This window comes from Shewanella sp. TC10 (genome assembly GCF_009663145.1).
Taxonomy (GTDB): domain Bacteria; phylum Pseudomonadota; class Gammaproteobacteria; order Enterobacterales; family Shewanellaceae; genus Shewanella.
This window is the reverse complement of record NZ_VKHR01000006.1, coordinates 94,291-113,989: the sequence shown is the minus strand read 5'-3', so window position 1 is coordinate 113,989 and position 19,699 is coordinate 94,291. Positions and strand designations below refer to the sequence as shown.

At 42.2% G+C, this 19,699-nt stretch carries 18 protein-coding genes; 8 read left to right on the top strand and 10 right to left on the bottom strand.

What is annotated here, in order from left to right; all coding sequences use genetic code 11:
- Positions 1 to 24 precede the first annotated feature (24 nt).
- From FNZ24_RS21930 to FNZ24_RS03640, 4 genes are all read right to left on the bottom strand, one after another.
- On the bottom strand, positions 25 to 138 hold the full coding sequence (locus FNZ24_RS21930) for a NapC/NirT family cytochrome c (protein WP_194944987.1): 114 nt from the start codon (positions 136 to 138) through the stop codon (positions 25 to 27).
- A gap of 79 nt (positions 139 to 217) precedes the next feature.
- The gene (locus FNZ24_RS21925) at positions 218 to 331 is read right to left on the bottom strand and encodes a NapC/NirT family cytochrome c (protein WP_194944988.1); all 114 of its coding nucleotides are present in this window, start codon (positions 329 to 331) and stop codon (positions 218 to 220) included.
- A 79-nt stretch (positions 332 to 410) separates the two neighbouring features.
- A complete protein-coding gene (locus FNZ24_RS21920) occupies positions 411 to 524 on the bottom strand; it encodes a NapC/NirT family cytochrome c (protein WP_194944987.1) in 114 nt (37 codons plus the stop codon).
- A gap of 69 nt (positions 525 to 593) precedes the next feature.
- Positions 594 to 1,157: a NapC/NirT family cytochrome c gene (locus tag FNZ24_RS03640; protein ID WP_153913062.1), complete on the bottom strand. Its 564-nt coding sequence runs from the start codon at positions 1,155 to 1,157 to the stop codon at positions 594 to 596.
- 750 nt (positions 1,158 to 1,907) lie between these two features.
- Between FNZ24_RS03640 and FNZ24_RS03635 the strand changes: the two genes are divergently transcribed.
- From FNZ24_RS03635 to FNZ24_RS03620, 4 genes are all read left to right on the top strand, one after another.
- On the top strand, positions 1,908 to 2,318 hold the full coding sequence (locus tag FNZ24_RS03635; protein ID WP_153913061.1) for a hypothetical protein: 411 nt from the start codon (positions 1,908 to 1,910) through the stop codon (positions 2,316 to 2,318).
- 113 nt (positions 2,319 to 2,431) lie between these two features.
- The gene (locus tag FNZ24_RS03630; RefSeq protein WP_153913060.1) at positions 2,432 to 3,082 is read left to right on the top strand and encodes a heavy metal-binding domain-containing protein; all 651 of its coding nucleotides are present in this window, start codon (positions 2,432 to 2,434) and stop codon (positions 3,080 to 3,082) included.
- Positions 3,083 to 3,105: 23 nt separating this feature from the next.
- A complete protein-coding gene (locus tag FNZ24_RS03625) occupies positions 3,106 to 5,073 on the top strand; it encodes an efflux RND transporter periplasmic adaptor subunit (RefSeq protein WP_228768364.1) in 1,968 nt (655 codons plus the stop codon).
- Positions 5,074 to 5,085: 12 nt separating this feature from the next.
- Positions 5,086 to 8,229 carry an efflux RND transporter permease subunit gene (locus tag FNZ24_RS03620; protein ID WP_153913059.1) on the top strand — a complete coding sequence of 1,048 codons (3,144 nt, stop codon included), beginning with the start codon at positions 5,086 to 5,088 and terminating at the stop codon, positions 8,227 to 8,229.
- A gap of 73 nt (positions 8,230 to 8,302) precedes the next feature.
- Here FNZ24_RS03620 and FNZ24_RS03615 read toward each other — a convergent pair whose 3' ends face one another.
- The 4 genes from FNZ24_RS03615 to FNZ24_RS03600 form a co-directional block, all read right to left on the bottom strand.
- Positions 8,303 to 8,569, bottom strand: a complete 267-nt coding sequence (locus FNZ24_RS03615; RefSeq protein WP_153913058.1) for a hypothetical protein — start codon at positions 8,567 to 8,569, stop codon at positions 8,303 to 8,305.
- 121 nt (positions 8,570 to 8,690) lie between these two features.
- On the bottom strand, positions 8,691 to 9,479 hold the full coding sequence (locus tag FNZ24_RS03610) for a VOC family protein (protein ID WP_153913057.1): 789 nt from the start codon (positions 9,477 to 9,479) through the stop codon (positions 8,691 to 8,693).
- A gap of 190 nt (positions 9,480 to 9,669) precedes the next feature.
- Positions 9,670 to 10,893, bottom strand: a complete 1,224-nt coding sequence (locus tag FNZ24_RS03605) for an HlyD family secretion protein (protein WP_153913056.1) — start codon at positions 10,891 to 10,893, stop codon at positions 9,670 to 9,672.
- Positions 10,890 to 11,234, bottom strand: coding sequence for an MFS transporter (locus FNZ24_RS03600; protein WP_153913055.1), 345 nt, complete (start codon positions 11,232 to 11,234; stop codon positions 10,890 to 10,892). The genes FNZ24_RS03605 and FNZ24_RS03600 overlap by 4 nt, the downstream gene beginning before the upstream one ends.
- 158 nt (positions 11,235 to 11,392) lie before the next feature.
- On the opposite strand from FNZ24_RS03600, the gene FNZ24_RS03595 reads away from it, so the two are divergent.
- Complete coding sequence (locus FNZ24_RS03595) at positions 11,393 to 12,436, top strand: AraC family transcriptional regulator (protein ID WP_153913054.1); 1,044 nt, start codon at positions 11,393 to 11,395, stop codon at positions 12,434 to 12,436.
- A gap of 29 nt (positions 12,437 to 12,465) precedes the next feature.
- On the opposite strand, the gene mtr is transcribed toward FNZ24_RS03595, so the two are convergent.
- Positions 12,466 to 13,710, bottom strand: coding sequence for a tryptophan permease (gene mtr / locus FNZ24_RS03590; protein WP_153913053.1), 1,245 nt, complete (start codon positions 13,708 to 13,710; stop codon positions 12,466 to 12,468).
- A gap of 11 nt (positions 13,711 to 13,721) precedes the next feature.
- Positions 13,722 to 16,142, bottom strand: a complete 2,421-nt coding sequence (gene plsB, locus FNZ24_RS03585) for a glycerol-3-phosphate 1-O-acyltransferase PlsB (RefSeq protein ID WP_153913052.1) — start codon at positions 16,140 to 16,142, stop codon at positions 13,722 to 13,724.
- A gap of 417 nt (positions 16,143 to 16,559) precedes the next feature.
- Between plsB and lexA the strand changes: the two genes are divergently transcribed.
- From lexA to coxB, 3 genes are all read left to right on the top strand, one after another.
- Entirely contained in the window at positions 16,560 to 17,177 is a 618-nt protein-coding gene (gene lexA, locus FNZ24_RS03580; protein ID WP_153913051.1) for a transcriptional repressor LexA, read from the top strand.
- Positions 17,174 to 17,680: a cell division inhibitor SulA gene (locus FNZ24_RS03575; protein WP_153913050.1), complete on the top strand. Its 507-nt coding sequence runs from the start codon at positions 17,174 to 17,176 to the stop codon at positions 17,678 to 17,680. The genes lexA and FNZ24_RS03575 overlap by 4 nt, the downstream gene beginning before the upstream one ends.
- Positions 17,681 to 18,122: 442 nt before the next feature.
- Positions 18,123 to 19,691, top strand: coding sequence for a cytochrome c oxidase subunit II (gene coxB, locus FNZ24_RS03570; RefSeq protein ID WP_153913049.1), 1,569 nt, complete (start codon positions 18,123 to 18,125; stop codon positions 19,689 to 19,691).
- The last annotated feature ends 8 nt before the right edge of the window (positions 19,692 to 19,699 follow it).

The following is a 19,699-nucleotide window of genomic DNA, read 5'->3' as shown; positions in this document are numbered from 1 at the left end:
CCTCTCTCTATTGTGTGGGTCGACTTACTTTTTAGGATAAGGGTGAGCAACACCTTTATGACAATCTACACAAGTCTTTCTGCTTGGAATAATAATCGCCTGCTTGCTTTTGAATTCACAACAACAAATTTCAGCCATAAAAAAACCTCGCCAAGGCGAGGTTTTCTTACATCTTCGGGTCATCACTCCCGATTCACTCTCTATTGTGTGGGTCGACTTACTTTTTAGGATAAGGGTGAGCAACACCTTTATGACAATCTACACAAGTCTTTCTGCTTGGAATAATAATCGCCTTCTTGCTTTTGAATTCACAACAACAAATTTCAGCCATAAAAAAACCTCGCCAAGGCGAGGTTTTTTTACATCTTCGGGTCATCACTTCCGATTAACTCTCTATTGTGTGGGTCTACTTACTTTTTAGGATAAGGGTGAGCAACACCTTTATGACAATCTACACAAGTCTTTCTGCTTGGAATAATAATCGCCTGCTTGCTTTTGAATTCACAACAGCAAATTTCAGCCATAAAAAAACCTCGCCAAGGCGAGGTTTTCTTACATCTTCGGGTCATCACTCCCGATTCTGGACTGTCGACTTACTTTTTAGGGTAAGGGTGAGCAACACCTTTATGACAATCTACACAAGTCTTTCTCTTGTCGCCTTCTTGCTTAGCATTGCGTTCATGCATTCTTTTAGCCATTTTCTTCATATCTTCTGGTTGGTTTTCGTAGATACGAGTATGACAATGAGTACAGTTAGCTGAGTCCGTTGCACGGAAATACTCAAGTGCTATATCTGCTTGTTCTTTACGGTTTTCATCTAACCAAGCTTGGGTGTTGAAGTCTTTGATAGTTACGAAACCATATAGATCTTTCGATACGATGATTTTCTTAACTAAGTAGTCAACAGGTCCGTGTGGAAGGTGACAATCTTGACATTGAACAGTTACACCAGCGCGACCGCCGCCATGTGCTGACGCTAATACTTCATCTTTCAATGAGTGGTTACTGTGACAGGTCATACAGAACTCATCTGTACTTGTTGCATGTAACGTTTGTTGTGTAGCGAAGTAGCCTACTACACCCATAACCACACCGACTATAATCAGTGCGATAATTGAATATTTTGCGCTTGGTTTAAAAAGTGCACGCCAGTTCATCGGTCATCTCCAGTAAAAATTTTTAATTTATAATTCTTAAACTCTAAAATATAATTTTTAAATTCTAAAAATAGTAATTGTATTCTAGGTTGTTTTAGCCTTAAAAAAATGATTTAAAGGCATGTTTTAATTAATAAGTTGCCAAAATATGCTCAAAATGAGAGCTAGATCTAAATAACCACAATAATAGTGACTCAATCCAACTTACTTAAACCTAATACAAGCCGAGCATATTCGCAAAGATTCTTTAACAAAGTCGTTAAAGTTAATAAAAATGACATAGAAAAATAAAGTATTGAACTATCATTAACTTAGTCGTTCGCGTTAGTCAGTTACATTTTATCCGAGGCGATTCTACTGGTAGCATGTTAACGAGCTTGCTATGCCACCTTTGTTACTGAGTTTCAAAGATTGTTATTCCCAATTTCAATCGCTAGCAGCAACGAGCTGATTAATCGGGAGTTAATCGACTCAATGCATTATCTCATGATGTGCTCAAGGTGAATTTAGTCATAAATTTAGTGAAAGCTTAAATAAAATGAGAGGCTGATTAAAAATATTATGTAATAATGAAGTTATATTTTTTGCTAGTATCATTTTAATCACTGAATTAATTCATCAGTACCATTACAAGTGGCATAGTTCACTGTTTTAGTGAAAGAAATCATACAAAGTAAAAACGTGAGCTTTATCAACACATCAGGCTAGAACTATTGCTAAACTCAGTGCAGCTTTTTAATTGGAACATACATGCGTAATAAACTTCGTCATTCATTCATAGTGTTTACACTGCTCACATTGTTGAGTCAGGTGATGCTCACTAATGGATCTTTGATGATAAATAATGCTAATGCCCATGAAGCGCCAATGAAAAGTATGCAAGTCGAAAAAAGTCACCATAAAAACAATGAAACTGCAGATAGTGACTGTTGTAAAACAGCACAGGCACCACAGCAAGCTATTGAATCAACGAACTGTTGTGAAGGTAAAACCAGCTGTGAGCTCGATTGTAATCATTGTCTAGTGATAACTGTAACAGGTACGTTGTTAAACTTTTTACCTTGGCCAGGTAACAACATATCCGACATTGCAATGGCTACTCCAATGCCTCATTTCCACTCTATCTCTTTGCTGCAAGATTTAAGACCTCCAATAGCCTAATTCGCTTCGTTTTAGCCCTATTTTAATCTTTATATTTACGCAAAATAATTGTGCCGTTTCTCTGTTGTGTTAATACGCACTAGAGCCGGCCATCTTTACGATGGAGTTACGTTATGAAAACCTTTATTAGTATGGTATTAACTACCTTTCTGTTTTTTACATTGTCTCCTGCGATTTCTGCACACGAGCATAACCATGGTCATGAAATGCATCAGAGTTCATTAACTCAAACAGATGCAGAATATGCCTGCCCTATGCACAAAGATGTCACAGGTAAAAAAGGCGACTCTTGTCCTAAATGCGGCATGTTTCTAGAGCAAACAAAGTCTCATGAAAAATGCTGTGACAACTGCCCGAACAAGGCCGAGTCAAAAGGCAAGTGCTGTGACAACTGCCCGAACAAGGCCGAGTCAAAAGGCAAATGCTGCGATAACTGCCCAAATAAGGCTGAATCTAAAGGCAAATGCTGCGATAACTGCCCGAACAAGGCTGAATCAAAAGGCAAGTGCTGTGACAACTGCCCAAATAAGGCTGAATCTAAAGGCAAATGCTGTGACAACTGCCCAAATAAGGCTGAGTCAAAAGGCAAGTGCTGCGATAATTGCCCAAATAAGACAAGTAAAGCACATAGTCATGAGTCTGCTCACACCCATGCATGCCCAATGAACCCTGCTATAACAGGTAAAGCTGGGGACACATGCCCAAAATGTGGAATGGACTTACAGCCAATCGCTAAGCAAACAACAGATCATCAGCATCACTAAGAATTAAAGTGGAGATAGGCATTATGAGTACATTCATATTTTCAGCATTCAGGAATTATGCTGTTTGTGCTTTAAGTTTGATGTTAATGACAACACCGCAATTAGGCCAAGCCCATGAGGCTCACTCTACTGCAGAAAAAACATCATCAGTACAAGTTAATCAAGACCAATACATCTGCCCAATGCACCCAGAAGAAACCAGCCATGAACCTGGTCGTTGCTCACAGTGCAATATGTTCTTAGTTAAAGAAGAGGAAGAAGAGGCTCAAACTTCTTCTGTCCAAGCAGCTGACCAAACAACATATTTCTGCCCAATGCATCCTGAAGAAACCAGTCATGCGCCTGGTCGTTGCTCACAGTGCAATATGTTCTTAGTTAAAGAAGAGGAAGAAGAGGCTCAAACTTCTTCTGCCCAAACTGCTGACCAAGACAAGTATTTCTGCCCAATGCATCCTGAAGAAACCAGTCATGAACCTAGTCGTTGCTCACAGTGCAATATGTTCCTAGTCAAAGAGGAGGAAGAAGAGGCTCAAACTTCTTCTGCCCAAACTGCTGACCAAGACAAGTATTTCTGCCCAATGCATCCTGAAGAAACCAGTCATGAACCTGGTCGTTGCTCACAGTGCAATATGTTCCTAGTTAAAGAAGAAGAGGAAGAAACCACTTCAGTTGAACATGCGGGTCATAACCATACTCATCCTGTGACTAATGCTGTAACTCAGCCTGATAAGTCGGCAAGCCAATCTAAAGCTGAGCAGGTGCTTAGTCAGCCTAAGCCGGCATTACTTACCGCTACACAAGCGAATGATGAAGCTAATATAAAATACGTTTGTCCCATGCATCCCCATGTCATTTCAGATGAGCCTGGCAGCTGCCCAATTTGTGGAATGGATCTTGAAAAAGTCTCTATGGGCGCTGGAGCTGGCGAAGAAATTGTAGTGGGCGTCTCGGGCGGTATGCAGCAAGCACTGGGGATGCGCAGCGAGCAAGTTACTGAAGGAACGCTTTGGAAGCTAGTGCGCACCATAGGCACGGTTGAATATAATGAAAACCGTATCGGCCACGCCCATACTCGTGTTGATGGCTGGCTTGAAACGTTAATGGTGCACAATGTCGGCCAAAAAGTGAAAAAAGGCCAACTCCTCTACGAGCTTTACTCACCTGAGTTGATCACCGCCCAAGATGATTACATGCAAGCTGTTGACTACCTTAAACAAGATAAAAACCGTGGTGCGAGTTTACTGCGTAAAGCGCGTATGCGCCTCGAATTATTAGGCGTCAGCAATAGCACAATTAAGCAACTTGAGCGTACAGGTGAAACGATTTACCGCGTCCCTTATTACGCTGACCAAGACGGGTTTGTTAGTAAGTTATCAGTCCGTCACGGTATGTTTGTTGAACCCGGCACCACCTTATTTGAAATCGTCGATTTAAAAAGTGTCTGGGTCATTGCAGATGTGTTTGAAAACGAACAAAGCTGGCTTGAGCTAGGTCGACCTGTTGAAGTGACTTCAGCAGCCCAAGGTATTTTCGATTTAGAATCGACTATTGACTACATCTATCCTGAACTCGACCCTGTTTCAAAAGCCATGCGTGTGCGAATCAAGCTTGATAACCCAGGTAAGTTACTGAAACCCGGCACATTAGTGGACGTGAAATTGTTCGGAGGCCCTAAACGTGGAGTACTATCAATCCCAACAGAAGCCTTAATCCAAACGGGTCGAGAAAATCGAGTCGTTGTACAACGTGACGACAATAGCTTTGCCTCTGTGGCGGTTAAAGTTGGCATGATAGCCCAAGGTAAAGCAGAGATTATTGATGGGCTAGCCGAAGGTGAAAAGGTCATTGTTTCAGGGCAATTTTTACTCGATTCAGAAGCGAGTATTCAAGGCAGTTTACAGCGTTTAAGCGGCAGTAATACAGGCTCAGGCTCAGAACCTGAATCAGGCTCAAGTGCAGAACCTAATCCAGATGCTCACGCACATCACTAATCGGAGGTTGCTATGTTAGAAAAAATTATCAGCGCCTCCATTAGACAAAGGGCAATGGTGTTATTACTTACTGCTGTGATTGCGTTAATTGGCTATCAAGCAATGAGAATGACGCCACTGGATGCTTTGCCGGACTTATCTGATGTACAGGTTATTGTAAAAACATCTTATCCTGGTCAAGCGCCGCAATTAGTCGAAGATCAAATAACCTACCCGCTATCTACTGCGATGCTCGCCGTACCTGGCGCAAAAACCGTGCGCGGTTTTTCTATGTTTGGCGACTCATATGTCTATATTATCTTTGAAGACGGCACCGATATTTATTGGGCTCGCTCACGGGTATTAGAGTACTTATCACAAACCCAAGGTCAGCTACCTGACAATGTCACTCCAACATTAGGGCCCGATGCATCAGGCGTTGGTTGGGTGTTTCAATATGCATTGGTCGATCGCAAAGGACAACATGACTTAGCGCAATTACGCTCCTTGCAAGATTGGTTTTTAAAACTGGAATTACAAAGTGTCTCAGGTGTGTCAGAAGTCGCGACCATTGGTGGTATGGAGCAGGCTTATCAAATCATTGTTGATCCCCACAAATTGGCCTTGTACCAGATTGATTTAATGACGGTTAAAAACGCTCTCGATAATTCAAATAGCTCTACCGGCGGCTCAGTTATTGAAATGGCCGAGGCAGAATACATGATTACCTCCACAGGTTATCGCCAAACTTTAGCTGACTTTGAAGAGATCCCTCTAGGCATAGTGTCTGAATCAGGCATTCCGGTATTAATGAAAGATGTCGCTCAACTCAGAACTGGACCCACTGCCAGACGAGGTATTGCAGAGCTTGATGGACAAGGCGAAGTGGTAGGCGGAATCGTTGTGATGCGTTACGGCGAAAATGCCTTAAGCACCATTAATAACGTCAAACAAAAGCTACAAGAAGTTGAGAATGGCTTACCTGATGGTGTTGAGTTGGTGATCACTTACGATCGTTCAGAGCTGATCTTAAATTCGGTCGATAATCTCAAGAATAAAGTGCTAGAAGAGATGATGGTAGTGGGTATTATCTGCCTTATTTTCTTGCTGCATGCACGCTCAACTTTAGTAGCGATCATTTCATTGCCAATTTCTATTCTGATCAGTTTTATTGCAATGAATTTAATTGGCGTCAATGCCAACATTATGAGCTTAGGAGGCATTGCAATCGCCATAGGCGCGGTAGTTGATGCTGCCATTGTGATGGTGGAAAACACCCACAAGCACTTAGAACATTATCGACAGCAACATAATGGCGAAACACCTAAAGGTGAAGCCCATTGGGAGCTAGTGCGTAAGGCTTCTGTAGAAGTCGGGCCCGCACTATTTTTCAGCTTACTTATCATAACGTTAAGCTTTGTGCCCGTGTTTGCATTAGAAGCGCAAGAAGGTCGTTTATTCCACCCGCTCGCTTTCACTAAAACCTTTGCTATGGCGGCCAGTGCGATACTTGCCATCACCTTAATTCCGGTATTATTGGGCTATTTTGTTCGCGGTAAAATACCCGATGAAAAGAAAAACCCACTTAGCAGGCTATTAATCGCTATATATGAGCCAGTACTTCGATTAGTGCTGCGCTTTCCAAAGTTCACTATTTTATTAGCCATTCTCGCCCTTGGTAGTGCGATATACCCAATGACTAAAATGGGCAGTGAGTTTATGCCTGAACTTGAAGAAGGTGATCTGCTCTACATGCCGACCACTCTGCCTAGTGTCAGTGCAGGTAAGGCTGCTGAAATTTTGCAGCAAACCGACAGGTTAATTAAAACCGTACCTGAAGTAAAACGAGTATTTGGTAAGGTGGGTCGTGCTATGACAGCGACCGATCCTGCGCCGCTCACCATGCTAGAAACCACCATAATGCTAAACCCGCGTGACACCTGGCGTGAAGGAATGACGCTTGAAGGGATCATTGCTGAATTGCAAAAAACCGTCAAAGTACCGGGTATGACTAACGCTTGGGTACAACCAATTAAAACTCGCATTGATATGCTTTCAACAGGCGTGCGAACACCTGTGGGGATTAAGATTTCCGGTGCAGATATTGATGAACTCCAACGAATAGGTACTGAAATTGAAGCTGTGGTGAGTCAGTTACCCGGTACTCAATCTGCTTTTGCTCAGCGTACTAGCGGTGGACGTTATATTGATATCGAACCAAACCTTAAAAGCGCAGCGCGATACGGCATGACGCTTAAAGACATACAAGATGTGGTGCAAATGGCCATTGGCGGTATGCAAGTGGGTCAGTCTATTCAAGGTCAAGAACGCTATCCGATTAATATTCGTTATCCACGAGAGTTACGTGACAGCATCGAAAAGCTAAGGGACTTACCCGTGCTAACTAAAACGGGTAAGTACTTGCCCCTTGGCAATTTAGCTACCATTACCATTAGTGATGGCGCGCCTATGCTGGCCAGTGAAAATGGTCGCTTAATTAGCTGGGTGTTTGTCGATTTAGATGGCATCTCAATTGGCGAGTATATTGATAGCGCTCGTGCAGCCCTTGATGAGCAGATCCAGTTGCCAGCACGATACAGTTATAGTTTTGCGGGGCAATATGAGTATATGGAGCGTGTTGAAGCTAAAATGGAATTGGTTATTCCATTAATGCTGGCGGTGATTTTCATGCTATTGATGATGACCTTTAGCTCCTTTACCCAAGCATCTGTCATCATGCTGAGCCTACCATTCTCATTGGTGGGCAGTGCGTGGTTGTTGTACTTACTCGACTTCAATTTCTCGGTAGCTGTATCAGTTGGGATGATTGCGCTAGCAGGTGTTGCCGCTGAATTTGGTGTAGTTATGCAGGTCTATTTAAATAACAGCATTAAAGATAGGCAAGCTCAGGGACAATACAATCAACGCAGTGACTTAAGCGAAGCATTAATTCATGGTGCAGTGATGCGAATTCGTCCTAAAGCGATGACTGTCGCCACCATTTTCTTTGGATTACTGCCTATTATGTGGGGCAGTGGTACAGGTAATGAAGTGATGCAGAAAATTGCCGCGCCTATGGTCGGCGGTATGGTGACTGCGCCGCTACTGTCATTGTTTGTCATTCCAGCGATTTATCTACTGATATACGGCAGGAAACTGCCAAAGTCGCTAAGCTAATCTAACTGATAAACACACACTAAAAAGGCGCCCTAGGCGCCTTTTTTACTAATATTACTAGCTACTGCTGCTTCTATGATTCACCATTCTCAACTTGCTGCTTAAGCTTGGCGAGTTGGAACATTTTTAGCAGCCCCCACATCATAATAATCCCGCCTATACCCAGCATCACATAGTGAGTAATAGGTTTGTCGAGTGCTGGCATTGTCTCAATACCAAAACCTGCAAATATTCCGTATAACCCTGCAGCTACTAATAGCGTCCCAGGGAAATCAATCACTGCGACCATGGTCATTTTCTTTTGAATATCTGCGAGTTTTTGTTCCTTAGTTTGTTGCATGCTGCTTCCTTGAGCTGGGTTTAATATTAAAAAACACATCTTTGTATTTGCGTTTTATTAATACTAATAAGGTTTTCATTAAGCTAACAAACCTTCCTGCTGTAATAAAGCAATAAACTGATTAGCACTCAGACATGCTGAGTTTAATAATAGAGAATGTACCGCCTTGGGGATCATCAATTACCGCAAAGCGTCCCACATCAGGTATATCAGTCGGTGGAACACAAATCTTACCGCCAAGTTCATCAGCTTTAGCCGCCATCGCATCGCAATCATCAACGCTAAAATACAACATCCAATGGGATGGCATATCGCCAAACTCTTCGGTCATTTCCATCATGCCGCCAATAGCCTGCTGAGCCACCATCCATTGGGTATACTCAGCAACACCCACTTCTGACATGTCCACCGTTTCAGTGTCAAAACCTAAGACTTGGCAATAAAAGTTTTTTGAAACCGAGGCATTGCGGCACATGTATTCGACCCAACATAAGGTATTGGGCTCAAAAGATCGTTTAATTCCCACATGTTCAATGGCCTGCCAAATAGAAAAACGCGCCCCTTCAGGATCGTGGCATACGGCCATTCTGCCTGAATCTCCCACTTCGTGAGGGCCTGCAATAATTTCGCCACCAGCATGTTTAATCGATTTCACTGTTTCGTCGACATTATCTACCGCAAAATATAACTCCCAGTGAGTAGGCAACGATGCCATTTCTTTTGGCATTTGATACATAGCCCCAATATCATCGCCATCAATTTGCAGCATAGTATAGTGACCTTCTGGCATAGGCATATCATCGGCATGCCATTGAAAAAGGTTTTGATAAAAACCTTTAGCAGAAAACCAGTCATGACTTGCAAGCTCTACCCAACAAGGTTGACCTTGATCGTATTTAGACACTTTCATATATACTTATCCTTGTAAAAGTTAGCGGTGAATAACGTGAGCATGACTTAATAGTTAAGACGTTTTTTTAACTGCTGTCGAGGTAAATATCGATAAATACAACTCTTTACTGGCATAAAAAAAGCGCCCTTATCTAAGGGCGCTAATTGAACGTTTGAAACTCACTGATTCACTCTTTAAACATTTATCTTTATATAGACCAGATATAGTAAATCTGAGACTTCATTCGGATAATAATGCCGCGTATCACATCTAAAAAGCCCATAAATTCAGCAGGCTTAGTTCCCGAAACCCAAGCTAATCCGACCGATCCTACTGGGATATCATAATCTGCAGACTCTTGTAGTTTTAAGCGTACAAAGTGATGCTTATTATTGATGTTTTGCCCTGTGGTCTGCCTGACATTGTCATCGCGGGCCAATAAACTACCTTGCGCCTCTCCAGTAGCCTCAATAATACCTTCAACTTCCGCATTGAAAATTTTACTTGGGTAGACTGCTGATGCAAACTCCGCCATTTGGCCAACCTCAACGTTACGTATCGCTTGGTGATTAACTCGCATCAATACATACTTTTCATCGGTATACATCTGAATTCTCGGCGCAACACCAACATATTGCCCTTCTCGCATAATGAAGTTAGTCACATAACCATTAGCAGGTGCATAAACCTTGGTATTGTCTAGATTCCATTGTGCTTGCGCCACATTTTCGATTTCACTTTCTAAGTCTGACTGACGGCTATCAACCGTTAAGTGAGCTTTTTGAATATCGAGCTTAGCTTTCTGGACTTCAGTTTTTGATTTAGCAATTTGAGTGACATAGGCATCCACTTTGGCTTGGGCTAAATCAACTGCTGTTTGCTGTTCATCTAACTGACTCTCTGTAATCGTGTCAGGGACTTTACTGTTCTGTTCAACGTAACGAGCTAGCGTTGTCTCTTTCCAGACTAAATCTTTCTTCGCTGCGTGTAGTTGGTTTTTACTGATGGCTTCATCAGAATTTGCCGATTGCAATTCTTTCTCTGCAATCAAGATATCTTCTTTCGCTAATGACAATGCGACTGTCGCGGTTTGCTTACCCACAGAGGCTTTATTCAAAGCAATTTGATAGGGCTCATCATCAAGTTCATAGATCAACTGCCCAGCTACGACCCTTTCATTAGGTTCAACATAAATGCCTTTTACATTACCTGTAATTTGCGTTGACGCTGGACGTAACTGAATATGCGGAGATTGCACGACAGAACCGCCTGTAATATCCATAGGCGCATAGTTTAATAAACCAACCCACACGAACATTAACCAACCCGTGCCCCCTAAATATGCAAACGCTTTAGTGCCTTTATTCCACGGCATACCCACCATACGCAGAATATAAATAAACAATGCCCATACGGCTAAACCTTCAATCATGAGCTAACCTCCTCTTTTTGGGGAGTGGCTGATACTGGTTCGTCAGTATCCTTTTCACGCCATACGTCTCTAATTTTTCTCAGTGCTTTGCCGGTATCAATAAAGGCCACCATCACAGCTAACACCCAGACCCAGTGCCACAGAAACCCTATCCAGGTGAGCGCAGTAATTAATCCTATCTGTTGATGGTTTTCTTTGTGCGCCTTATCAATTGGCAGCTCATGGACTTTCCAAAAGCCAATAGCTGCGGCGGCAACCACACCCACCAATACCACTAAGGCTACGCCATGAAGTGCAGCATCAACACCTGTATCGACGAATGGCATACTGAATAAACTCATATTGATCTCACCTCGGTAAACTTAGATGTTGCATAGTTTGCCTTTAGCCCCACAAAGCACAACATCAAGTATCCATTCGTATCAATACATGTTATTTTTTGATTCAATTGGATACCCAAATTTCATATTGATGTCCGTAAACCACCAGAGAAATTGCCATGGCTTTTAATGTATCTTTTATCCGCGTTTGCTGTGTGCTCCCTTTACTGCAAGGCGTTGAAGAGCGCTACAAGATCACTCATAAAGATCTTTCAATACCAGGCAATCTGATGCTTGAACCCATGACTCTTCTTCCCTTCTCGGAAGTCGCGATGTGGCTAACAAAAATTGAGTTACTAACTGGTGACAGTGACTACATGCTTAACATTCAGGACTACTTAGATATTGGGCGATTTAATCTGCCCAATAATTGGTTTCTCGCCACACCTGATTTAGCCATCACCTTTAGACGGATCAACTATGCTATGGCTTGTTTCCATTCAGGAGCCAGCTATTACGGTTCACAATCAAACAGAATCATTAAGTGGTGCTACCGCAACGATTACGTCAGCTCGAAGGCAAAATCTCACGATTCATTAAGAGTTGCGCTGACCTTGCTAAACACTTGCCGATATTTTCTCGGAGCAGACTTCCAACCCAAAAAAGTCATGCTCAGCGGCCCTTCAATGGGCCAGCTTGGAGTGGAACAAGCTTTTGGCTGTAAAGTGACATGGAATGCTCCTCTTACTGAAGTGTGGCTGGACGTCGACTCTTTAATAAGCTCTGAACAAGATTTTTTATCTTCTCAGTCAACCCTGCAGCAAATTAGAAAAAATAACAGCAACAGTATTTCACTCAATCAGCTCGACTCTTATTTAAATATGCCGCAAACCCATGACACACCTAAGGTGCTATATGAATTAGTCAATTACATTCGCTTTTATGGGTTACCGACTGTCGACTCATTGGCAGATTTGTGCGGTTTTTCACGCCAACAACTGCAAAGGCGTTTGCAGCAAAACGGATTCAGCTTTACCGAGTTAATGCGTTATATTCTGGGAAATTTGGCGATCAAGTACATGCTGGAAGGAAGAAGCGTCAGTGAGATTTCGGCTTTACTAGGTTATGCAAGTGTACGCAGTTTCAGTAAAAGTTTTCAGCGACTTCATCGTCAAACTCCAACTCAGTATATTGAGAAGCTGCATCAAAAAAGCCCTCAATAGAGGGCTTTATAAACAGGTTTCGCTATTTGCTATTTATAAACGGGTAATAAATCAGCCATTGCGAGTAAATGACAAGCTGCAGTTAACACACCGAATAGAATCACCACCACCACTAATGGAGTGCCACCTGGCACACGGAAACTGTTCTCATCAGGGAACATCTTACGTGATTTATAAGCCATCATGGCTGGTACAATTGCCGCCCAAATCGTGGCTGCTAATGCTGCAAACCCAATGGCCATTAAAAAGCCATTTGGAAACAGTAAACCCAGCACAGTTGGTGGAATAAAGGTCACAGCTGCAGTTTTAATTCGGCCATTACTAGACTCATCAAAACCAAATAAATCAGCAAGATAATCGAATAAACCTAATGTAACCCCTAAGAATGATGACGCGACGGCTAAATTGGCAAATAGAGTCAGCATGGTATTAAGCCATGCATTAGACATTACATCGGACAAGGCGCCAACTAACACGCCCATATTACCGCCTTGGGCAATAATATCGCTGAATTGACTGCGAGGAATATTCCCCATAGTTGCTACTAACCAGCAGCTATAAATGACGAGTGCAATGAAGGTTCCGATGCAAATAGCTTTAATAATAAGGCTAGGTTGTTTGCCGTAATACTTGACCAAGCTTGGCACATTCCCGTGGTAACCAAAACTGGTTAAACCGAAGGGAATAGCGGCTAAAATATAAGGAGCGAAACTCGCTTCACCATCTGGCACTAATAACTTAACGCTATCAACATCAATCAGTAAATTACCTACCGCTAGGAAGAAGGTAATGATCATACCACCCAGCATAATCGTGGTAATACGGTCAACGACCTTGGTACTGATCATCACAATAGCAGCAAGTACAAGCGCGAACACTAAGCCAGCAATACTTTGGGGTAAATGGATCCCCATACCTGACAAAGTGTGATTCACAATGGAGCCACCGCCACTTATGTACGCATAAGTCAGAATATATAATACGAAGGTAATTGATAGGCCGTTAACAATACGCCAGAACTGGCCTAAAGTGACTTTAGTTAACGTATCAAAACTGTCCCCTGGTTTAAAATGTAGATTGGTTTCAAGTAGCATTAAACCTGAAACCAACATACAGAACCAAATACCGACCAGTATGGCAATAGAATAGCCAAACCACATGCCAGCACTCACAACTGGAAGGGAAAACATACCAGCACCAACAGTGGTACCAGCAATGATCATTGCGCCGCCTAACAAAGATTTATTTTGTGGCTGCGTTTGTGTTGAACTCATAAAGTTATTCGTTACCCATGTTCCATAGTCACACTATCGACTATGGTTTTACGAACAGATAATCGCAACATGCCATTGGCATGGTCACGAATTCGGATGACAGCAAATTGATTGTCACTACCCGACAAGTGCCCTAATTCTTTTAATTTTACACTCAAATTATTGTAGAGTTTTTTATCATAAAACTCTGGCGCAGTAATTCCGTGTAAAGCACCTAAACGCTGAGCTAACATGTGGCTCGCGCTTTCTAGATCTGAACGTTCAATATCCGGCTTGTAAGCCAATAAATTAAAGATAATCGCGTAACGTTGTAATGTCTCACTGACAGTTTCAGACAATAGCATTAACTGGGTAATATTACCTTGATTGACTTCAAACTCATCAGTGCCGCTGATCAAACCTTGCTCCACAAACAAGTCTAAAACATGATCGATATAAGCCGGTAAATCTTCAATACCCATGAACAATTCAGCTTTCAGTAATGGGTAAAAATCATTAACTATGCTGTGAATGCGCTCACGACTATGCTCTTCATATTGGACTAAGCAACTAGCGATGAGTGAAGGTACAGCCATTAAATGAATGATGTTATTGCGATAATAGCTCATCGCAATAACAGCGTGTTCTTCAATGGCAATAATTTCGCCCAATTGATCTGATGTAGAAGTAAACTTTTTAAGCGATAAACACTGTTCAACCAAATCACTTGGTGTCCCTTCGGCAACCGAGGTATAGCCAGTGTAAGGCACATCTTTCAATAACTTTAAGTATAAGCCTAACTGGCTTTCAAGCTCACTGCGCTCTAATGCATTTTGCTCAGAAGCCAATAACACCATACTGGTTAAGGTAACAGAACTTGCCGCTGCAGCACTGTTGATATTAGTCATCACTTTGTTGGCTAACGTATTTACTGCAGGTGTTAACCAAGTCGGTTTTTGCTCAGGATCTTGAGCAATTTCCTCACGCCACTCTGGCGCTTGTTGGTTTAAGAATTGCTGCACGTTAATCGGTTCGCCAAAGTTCACATAACCTTGGCCAAAGTTACCTAATTTACGCAATGCACCAAATACCTGCCAAACAGATTCTTTCTGTTTTTTCTTACCACTTAACTCTTTGTGATAAGTCGATACTTCCATTACGTGATCGTAACCTAAATAAACTGGGACTAAGGTTACAGGACGCTCAATGCCGCGAAGTACGCTGTTCACGGTCATGGCTAACATACCTGTTTTCGGCGCGAGTAAACGACCAGTACGAGAACGACCACCCTCAGTGAAGTATTCAACTGAATAGCCTTTAGCAAAAAGCTGATCTAAATATTCGCGGAACACAGCGGTATAGAGTTTATTACCGTTAAAACTACGACGAATAAAGAAGGCACCACCACGACGGAACATTGGCCCTGCAGGCCAGAAGTTTAAGTTAATGCCTGCGGCAATATGCGGTGGAACCATACCTTGGTAGTAAAGGATGTAAGATAATAATAGGTAATCCATGTGACTTCGATGACAAGGTACATAAACAATCTCATGGCCATCATGGTGTAGCTTACGAACTTGCTCAGCACTCTTAATACTGATGCCACTGTATAACTTGTTCCACAGCCAAGTTAAAAAGCGCTCAGCGATGCGAATAAGGTTATCTGAATAATCAGCTGCAATTTCATCGAGGTACTCAATGGCTTTTTCACGGGCTTTTTCTTCAGATATTTTTTTATTCGCCGCTTCTTCTTGAATCGCTTTAGTAATAGATTCAGATTTTAGCAACGAGTTAAACATAGCCTGACGATTCGGCAGCTGCGGCCCTGTCATGACTTTGCGCTGACGTCTGAAATGAACACGAGCAACACGAATTAGCTTATGAGCAATACTGACATCTGTACCGTGCTCATCTGCCATATAACGCAACGACATCGCGTTAGAGAATTGGATAAAATTATGACGACCTAGAAATAAAATCATTAGCCACTTACGTAGCCAAGTTGGGTTTTCACGTTCAAAAACCGCTGCAGTCATAGTGTCATCTTCTTTACCAGGAATGCGTCCCCAATAAAGGCTAACAGGCACCAATTGAATATCTAACTCTTTATTCTTTTGATGTAAGTCGAGTAATTTAGTGAAGTTTGCAACGAATTTCTCACCACTATGGCGTTTACCAAACAGGGGTTTACGGCCTTCAACACACACAATTCTGGGTGTATTTAATCCGTCAATGTCCAGTCGTTCATAGGGACTAGGGAGATCATACTTTGCGGTAATTTCATTTAGCGCCGCGATATCACTCAGCGATTCTGTCTTCATGACATAGACCACTGGCTTGTCACGATCTAAGTTTAAGTCAGCGAACGGATCTTCAGGCACAACGACACTGTGTACCATGAGTTTCTGGATCCAACGCAACGATTTAGCAATGATAGAGTCTGGTTTTAGCATGAGTATTCGCATTATCAACAACGATTTATTGCGCATAGGATACCAGAATCTAGATGGGATTCACTATCCTGCTGTAATGTAGTTAACAATTGATCAGCAATTAGCCCCTCCAACCCAATTAATAGATAAGTAATTAAGTTGCGTGTTTATGCTTATCAGAAATCATCAACAGTACTGTATAAATATACTGTATCAATACAAAAACACTGTTTAAGCCCATTAGACAAAGTTTCCAAAAAAGAAAACCAACAATCAAACCCCAAACTCAAGAGACTGTTTTTAAAAAATAAAACTTAACAGCAACATTGCAAGCTCATAGCTTTATAAGCTTATTAGCGAAATTTCATTGGTTAATACTTGCACGACCTCGAATACTGTATATAATGACAGTCACTGTATAAAAAAACAGGAATCAACATGAGACCTTTAACGCCACGACAAGCTGAAATTCTAGAACTAATTAAATGCAATATTGCTGAGACAGGTATGCCACCCACTCGTGCAGAAATTGCCACTAGATTAGGCTTTAAAAGTGCCAATGCTGCAGAAGAGCATTTAAAAGCACTTGCGAAGAAAGGTTGTATCGAAATCATCCCTGGCACTTCGCGCGGTATCCGCATGGTTCAGGAAGAAGAGGAAGTTGAAGAAGGCTTACCTCTAATCGGTCAAGTTGCAGCGGGTGAACCTATCCTAGCAATGGAACATGTTGAACAATACTTTCAAGTTGATCCTGAAATGTTCAAACCTAATGCTAATTTCCTATTACGCGTTCGTGGCGACAGTATGAAAGACATTGGTATTATTGAAGGTGACTTACTGGCTGTACATAAAATGCAGCAAGCTAAAAATGGCCAAGTCGTTGTTGCTCGTGTTGATGATGATGTCACCGTAAAACGTTTTGAAAAGAAAGGTAATCTTGTTTATCTCCACGCAGAAAATGAACAGTATTCGCCGATTAAAGTAGATTTAACTTGCCAGAGTCTGACAATTGAAGGACTTGCTGTTGGCGTTATTCGTAATGGAGGTTGGTTATGAACACATTATTAGGTAATGCACCACGTCATCCGGGATTATGGATGGATATGGCATCGGCAACAGCACCGGTAAAACAAGGTATTGAAACCAAACAAAGTGCCAATCAAGGGTTAACTGAACTAACTCAGCTTTGTGGTCAATTAGCCGTACTCAGTCAGCAAGGTCGTTGGATTGTTTTGATTAATCCTCCACATATTGGCTACAAACAAATACTGGCTAATGCAAATGTTCGTATGGATCGAGTATTACTTGTTCACACCAAAGACGAAGTGGAAACACTGTGGGCAATGGAAAAAGCATTAACCAGTGGTACATCCAGTGCAGTTATCACATGGACAACGCCATTAGATGCGCGTGATAATCGTCGTATTCAGTTAGTTGCCAAAAGTGCTCTTGCCCAAGGCGTTATCATTGAAGATGTAAATACTCACTTACATGATGAGCACATGGTGGACAATGCTCCTGCGACGCCAACAAGATTAAATTTGTCAGCTTTTCATTAAGCCTACCTCTCTTAGAAAAGCCCTTCACGAGTGTGAAGGGCTTTTTTTTACGCCTTTTTTCAGCAAATTAGATGATAAAGTGATCTTGATCAATATTTAATCTCCAAGTAATGTAGTTAACAAGAGGGTAACAATTTGCTGTCACTCTTGAGTTAGTAAAACTATAAAAAGCTACAAAACGCTGTAAAGATTGTGCTGGTACCATGCGGTATAGAAAGCCTTGAATAAAAAGCGTCAATTTAAGAATTGAAAAGTTCAGTATTAGGTACAAGTGTGGCCACCATAAACCAATAGAATAATCGAGTATTGATACTCGCAGCCACCGTGTACTTTGAAGTGATCAAACTTTTTCGGGAATAGAGAAGTTTGCATAGAGCAGAGTATTACTGTGTGACTTTTCCTTGTTGTTATTGCAAATCGCAATTGGCAGAGGAGTGGTCTTGTGAAGCGATTGTTGTATGGATTAATGGTGCTGTTATTTGCAGTGCCGCTTGCTGCGGCTGATATGCCGCTTAACATGACGCAAGGCGTGACAGAAATCAGTGGTAAGGTTTATGACCTCCATATGATTATTCTATATATCTGTTGTGCGATTGGTGTTGTGGTCTTTGGGATCATGATTTACTCAATGATCTATCACAGAAAATCAAAAGGTGCTGTGCCGGCTGATTTTCATGACAGTACCAAGGTTGAAATTGCATGGACAGTCGTGCCATTTATCATCCTTATCGGTATGGCAATTCCTGCCACCAAAACTCTGATTGCTATGGAAGATCCTAGCGATGCAGATTTAACCATCAAAGTGACTGGCTCTCAGTGGAAGTGGCATTACAGCTATTTCAACGAAGATGTCGAGTTTTTCAGTTTACTCTCAACGCCTGCAGATCAAATCCGAGGCGCTGCGGAAAAAACTGAAACTTACTTATTAGAAGTCGATAAACCTCTCGTATTACCAATTAACCGTAAAGTTCGATTCTTGATGACCAGTGATGATGTTATTCACTCATGGTGGGTACCTGCATTTGCGGTTAAAAAAGATGCCAACCCTGGTTTCATTAATGAAGCATGGACAAAAATCGATAAAGTCGGAACCTACCGCGGCCAATGTGCCGAGTTGTGCGGCAAAGATCATGGCTTTATGCCTATCGTGGTTGAAGCCGTTTCCGAAGCCGATTATGAGCAATGGTTGCTTGACCAAAAGCAGCTAGCCGCCGATGCCAAAGCAGCAGCTGAAGCTTCACTTTCGCAAACACTCACATATGACGAGTTAATGGCTCAAGGTGAGCAAGTCTATATGGGCGTTTGCGCCGCATGTCACCAACCAAACGGTGCTGGTCTTCCTGGTGTATTCCCATCTCTGATTGGTAGTCCACTGATTAAAGGCCCTGTTAGCGATCATGTTGATATTGTGGTCAATGGTAAAGCTGGCACTGCGATGCAAGCATTTGCTAAACAGCTTACTGCGACAGAAATTGCAGCTGTTGTAACTTACGAGCGAAATGCTTGGGGTAATAACTCAGGTGATGTTGTACAAGCAGCTGATATTAATGGCGGCGGTTCAACTGCTGAATCAGGCCCTGCGAGTGACAGTGCAACCCCTGTGACATTACCAGCAACCGCTGAGCAAGTAGAACAAGCTGCAACTGAAGCTGTTACCGAAGTGGTAGAAGAAGCAAAAGCAGAAGTCGTACTTGATGATTTAACCATGGAAGAACTAATGACCATGGGTGAGCAAGTCTATATGAGTAATTGCGCCGCATGTCACCAAGCCGCTGGCACAGGTTTACCTGGTGCTTTCCCTTCATTAATCGGCAGCCCAGCGATTACAGGACCTGTTGAAGGTCATATTGAGGTTGTCGTTAATGGTAAGGCTGGTACTGCAATGCAGGCATTTGGCTCTCTACTCACACCGCAACAACTCGCAGCAGTTATAACCTATGAGCGAAACGCTTGGGGTAATGATTCTGGAGATGCTGTACAGGCTTCTGACGTTGATGGTCATGGAAAGTAAGGGATTAA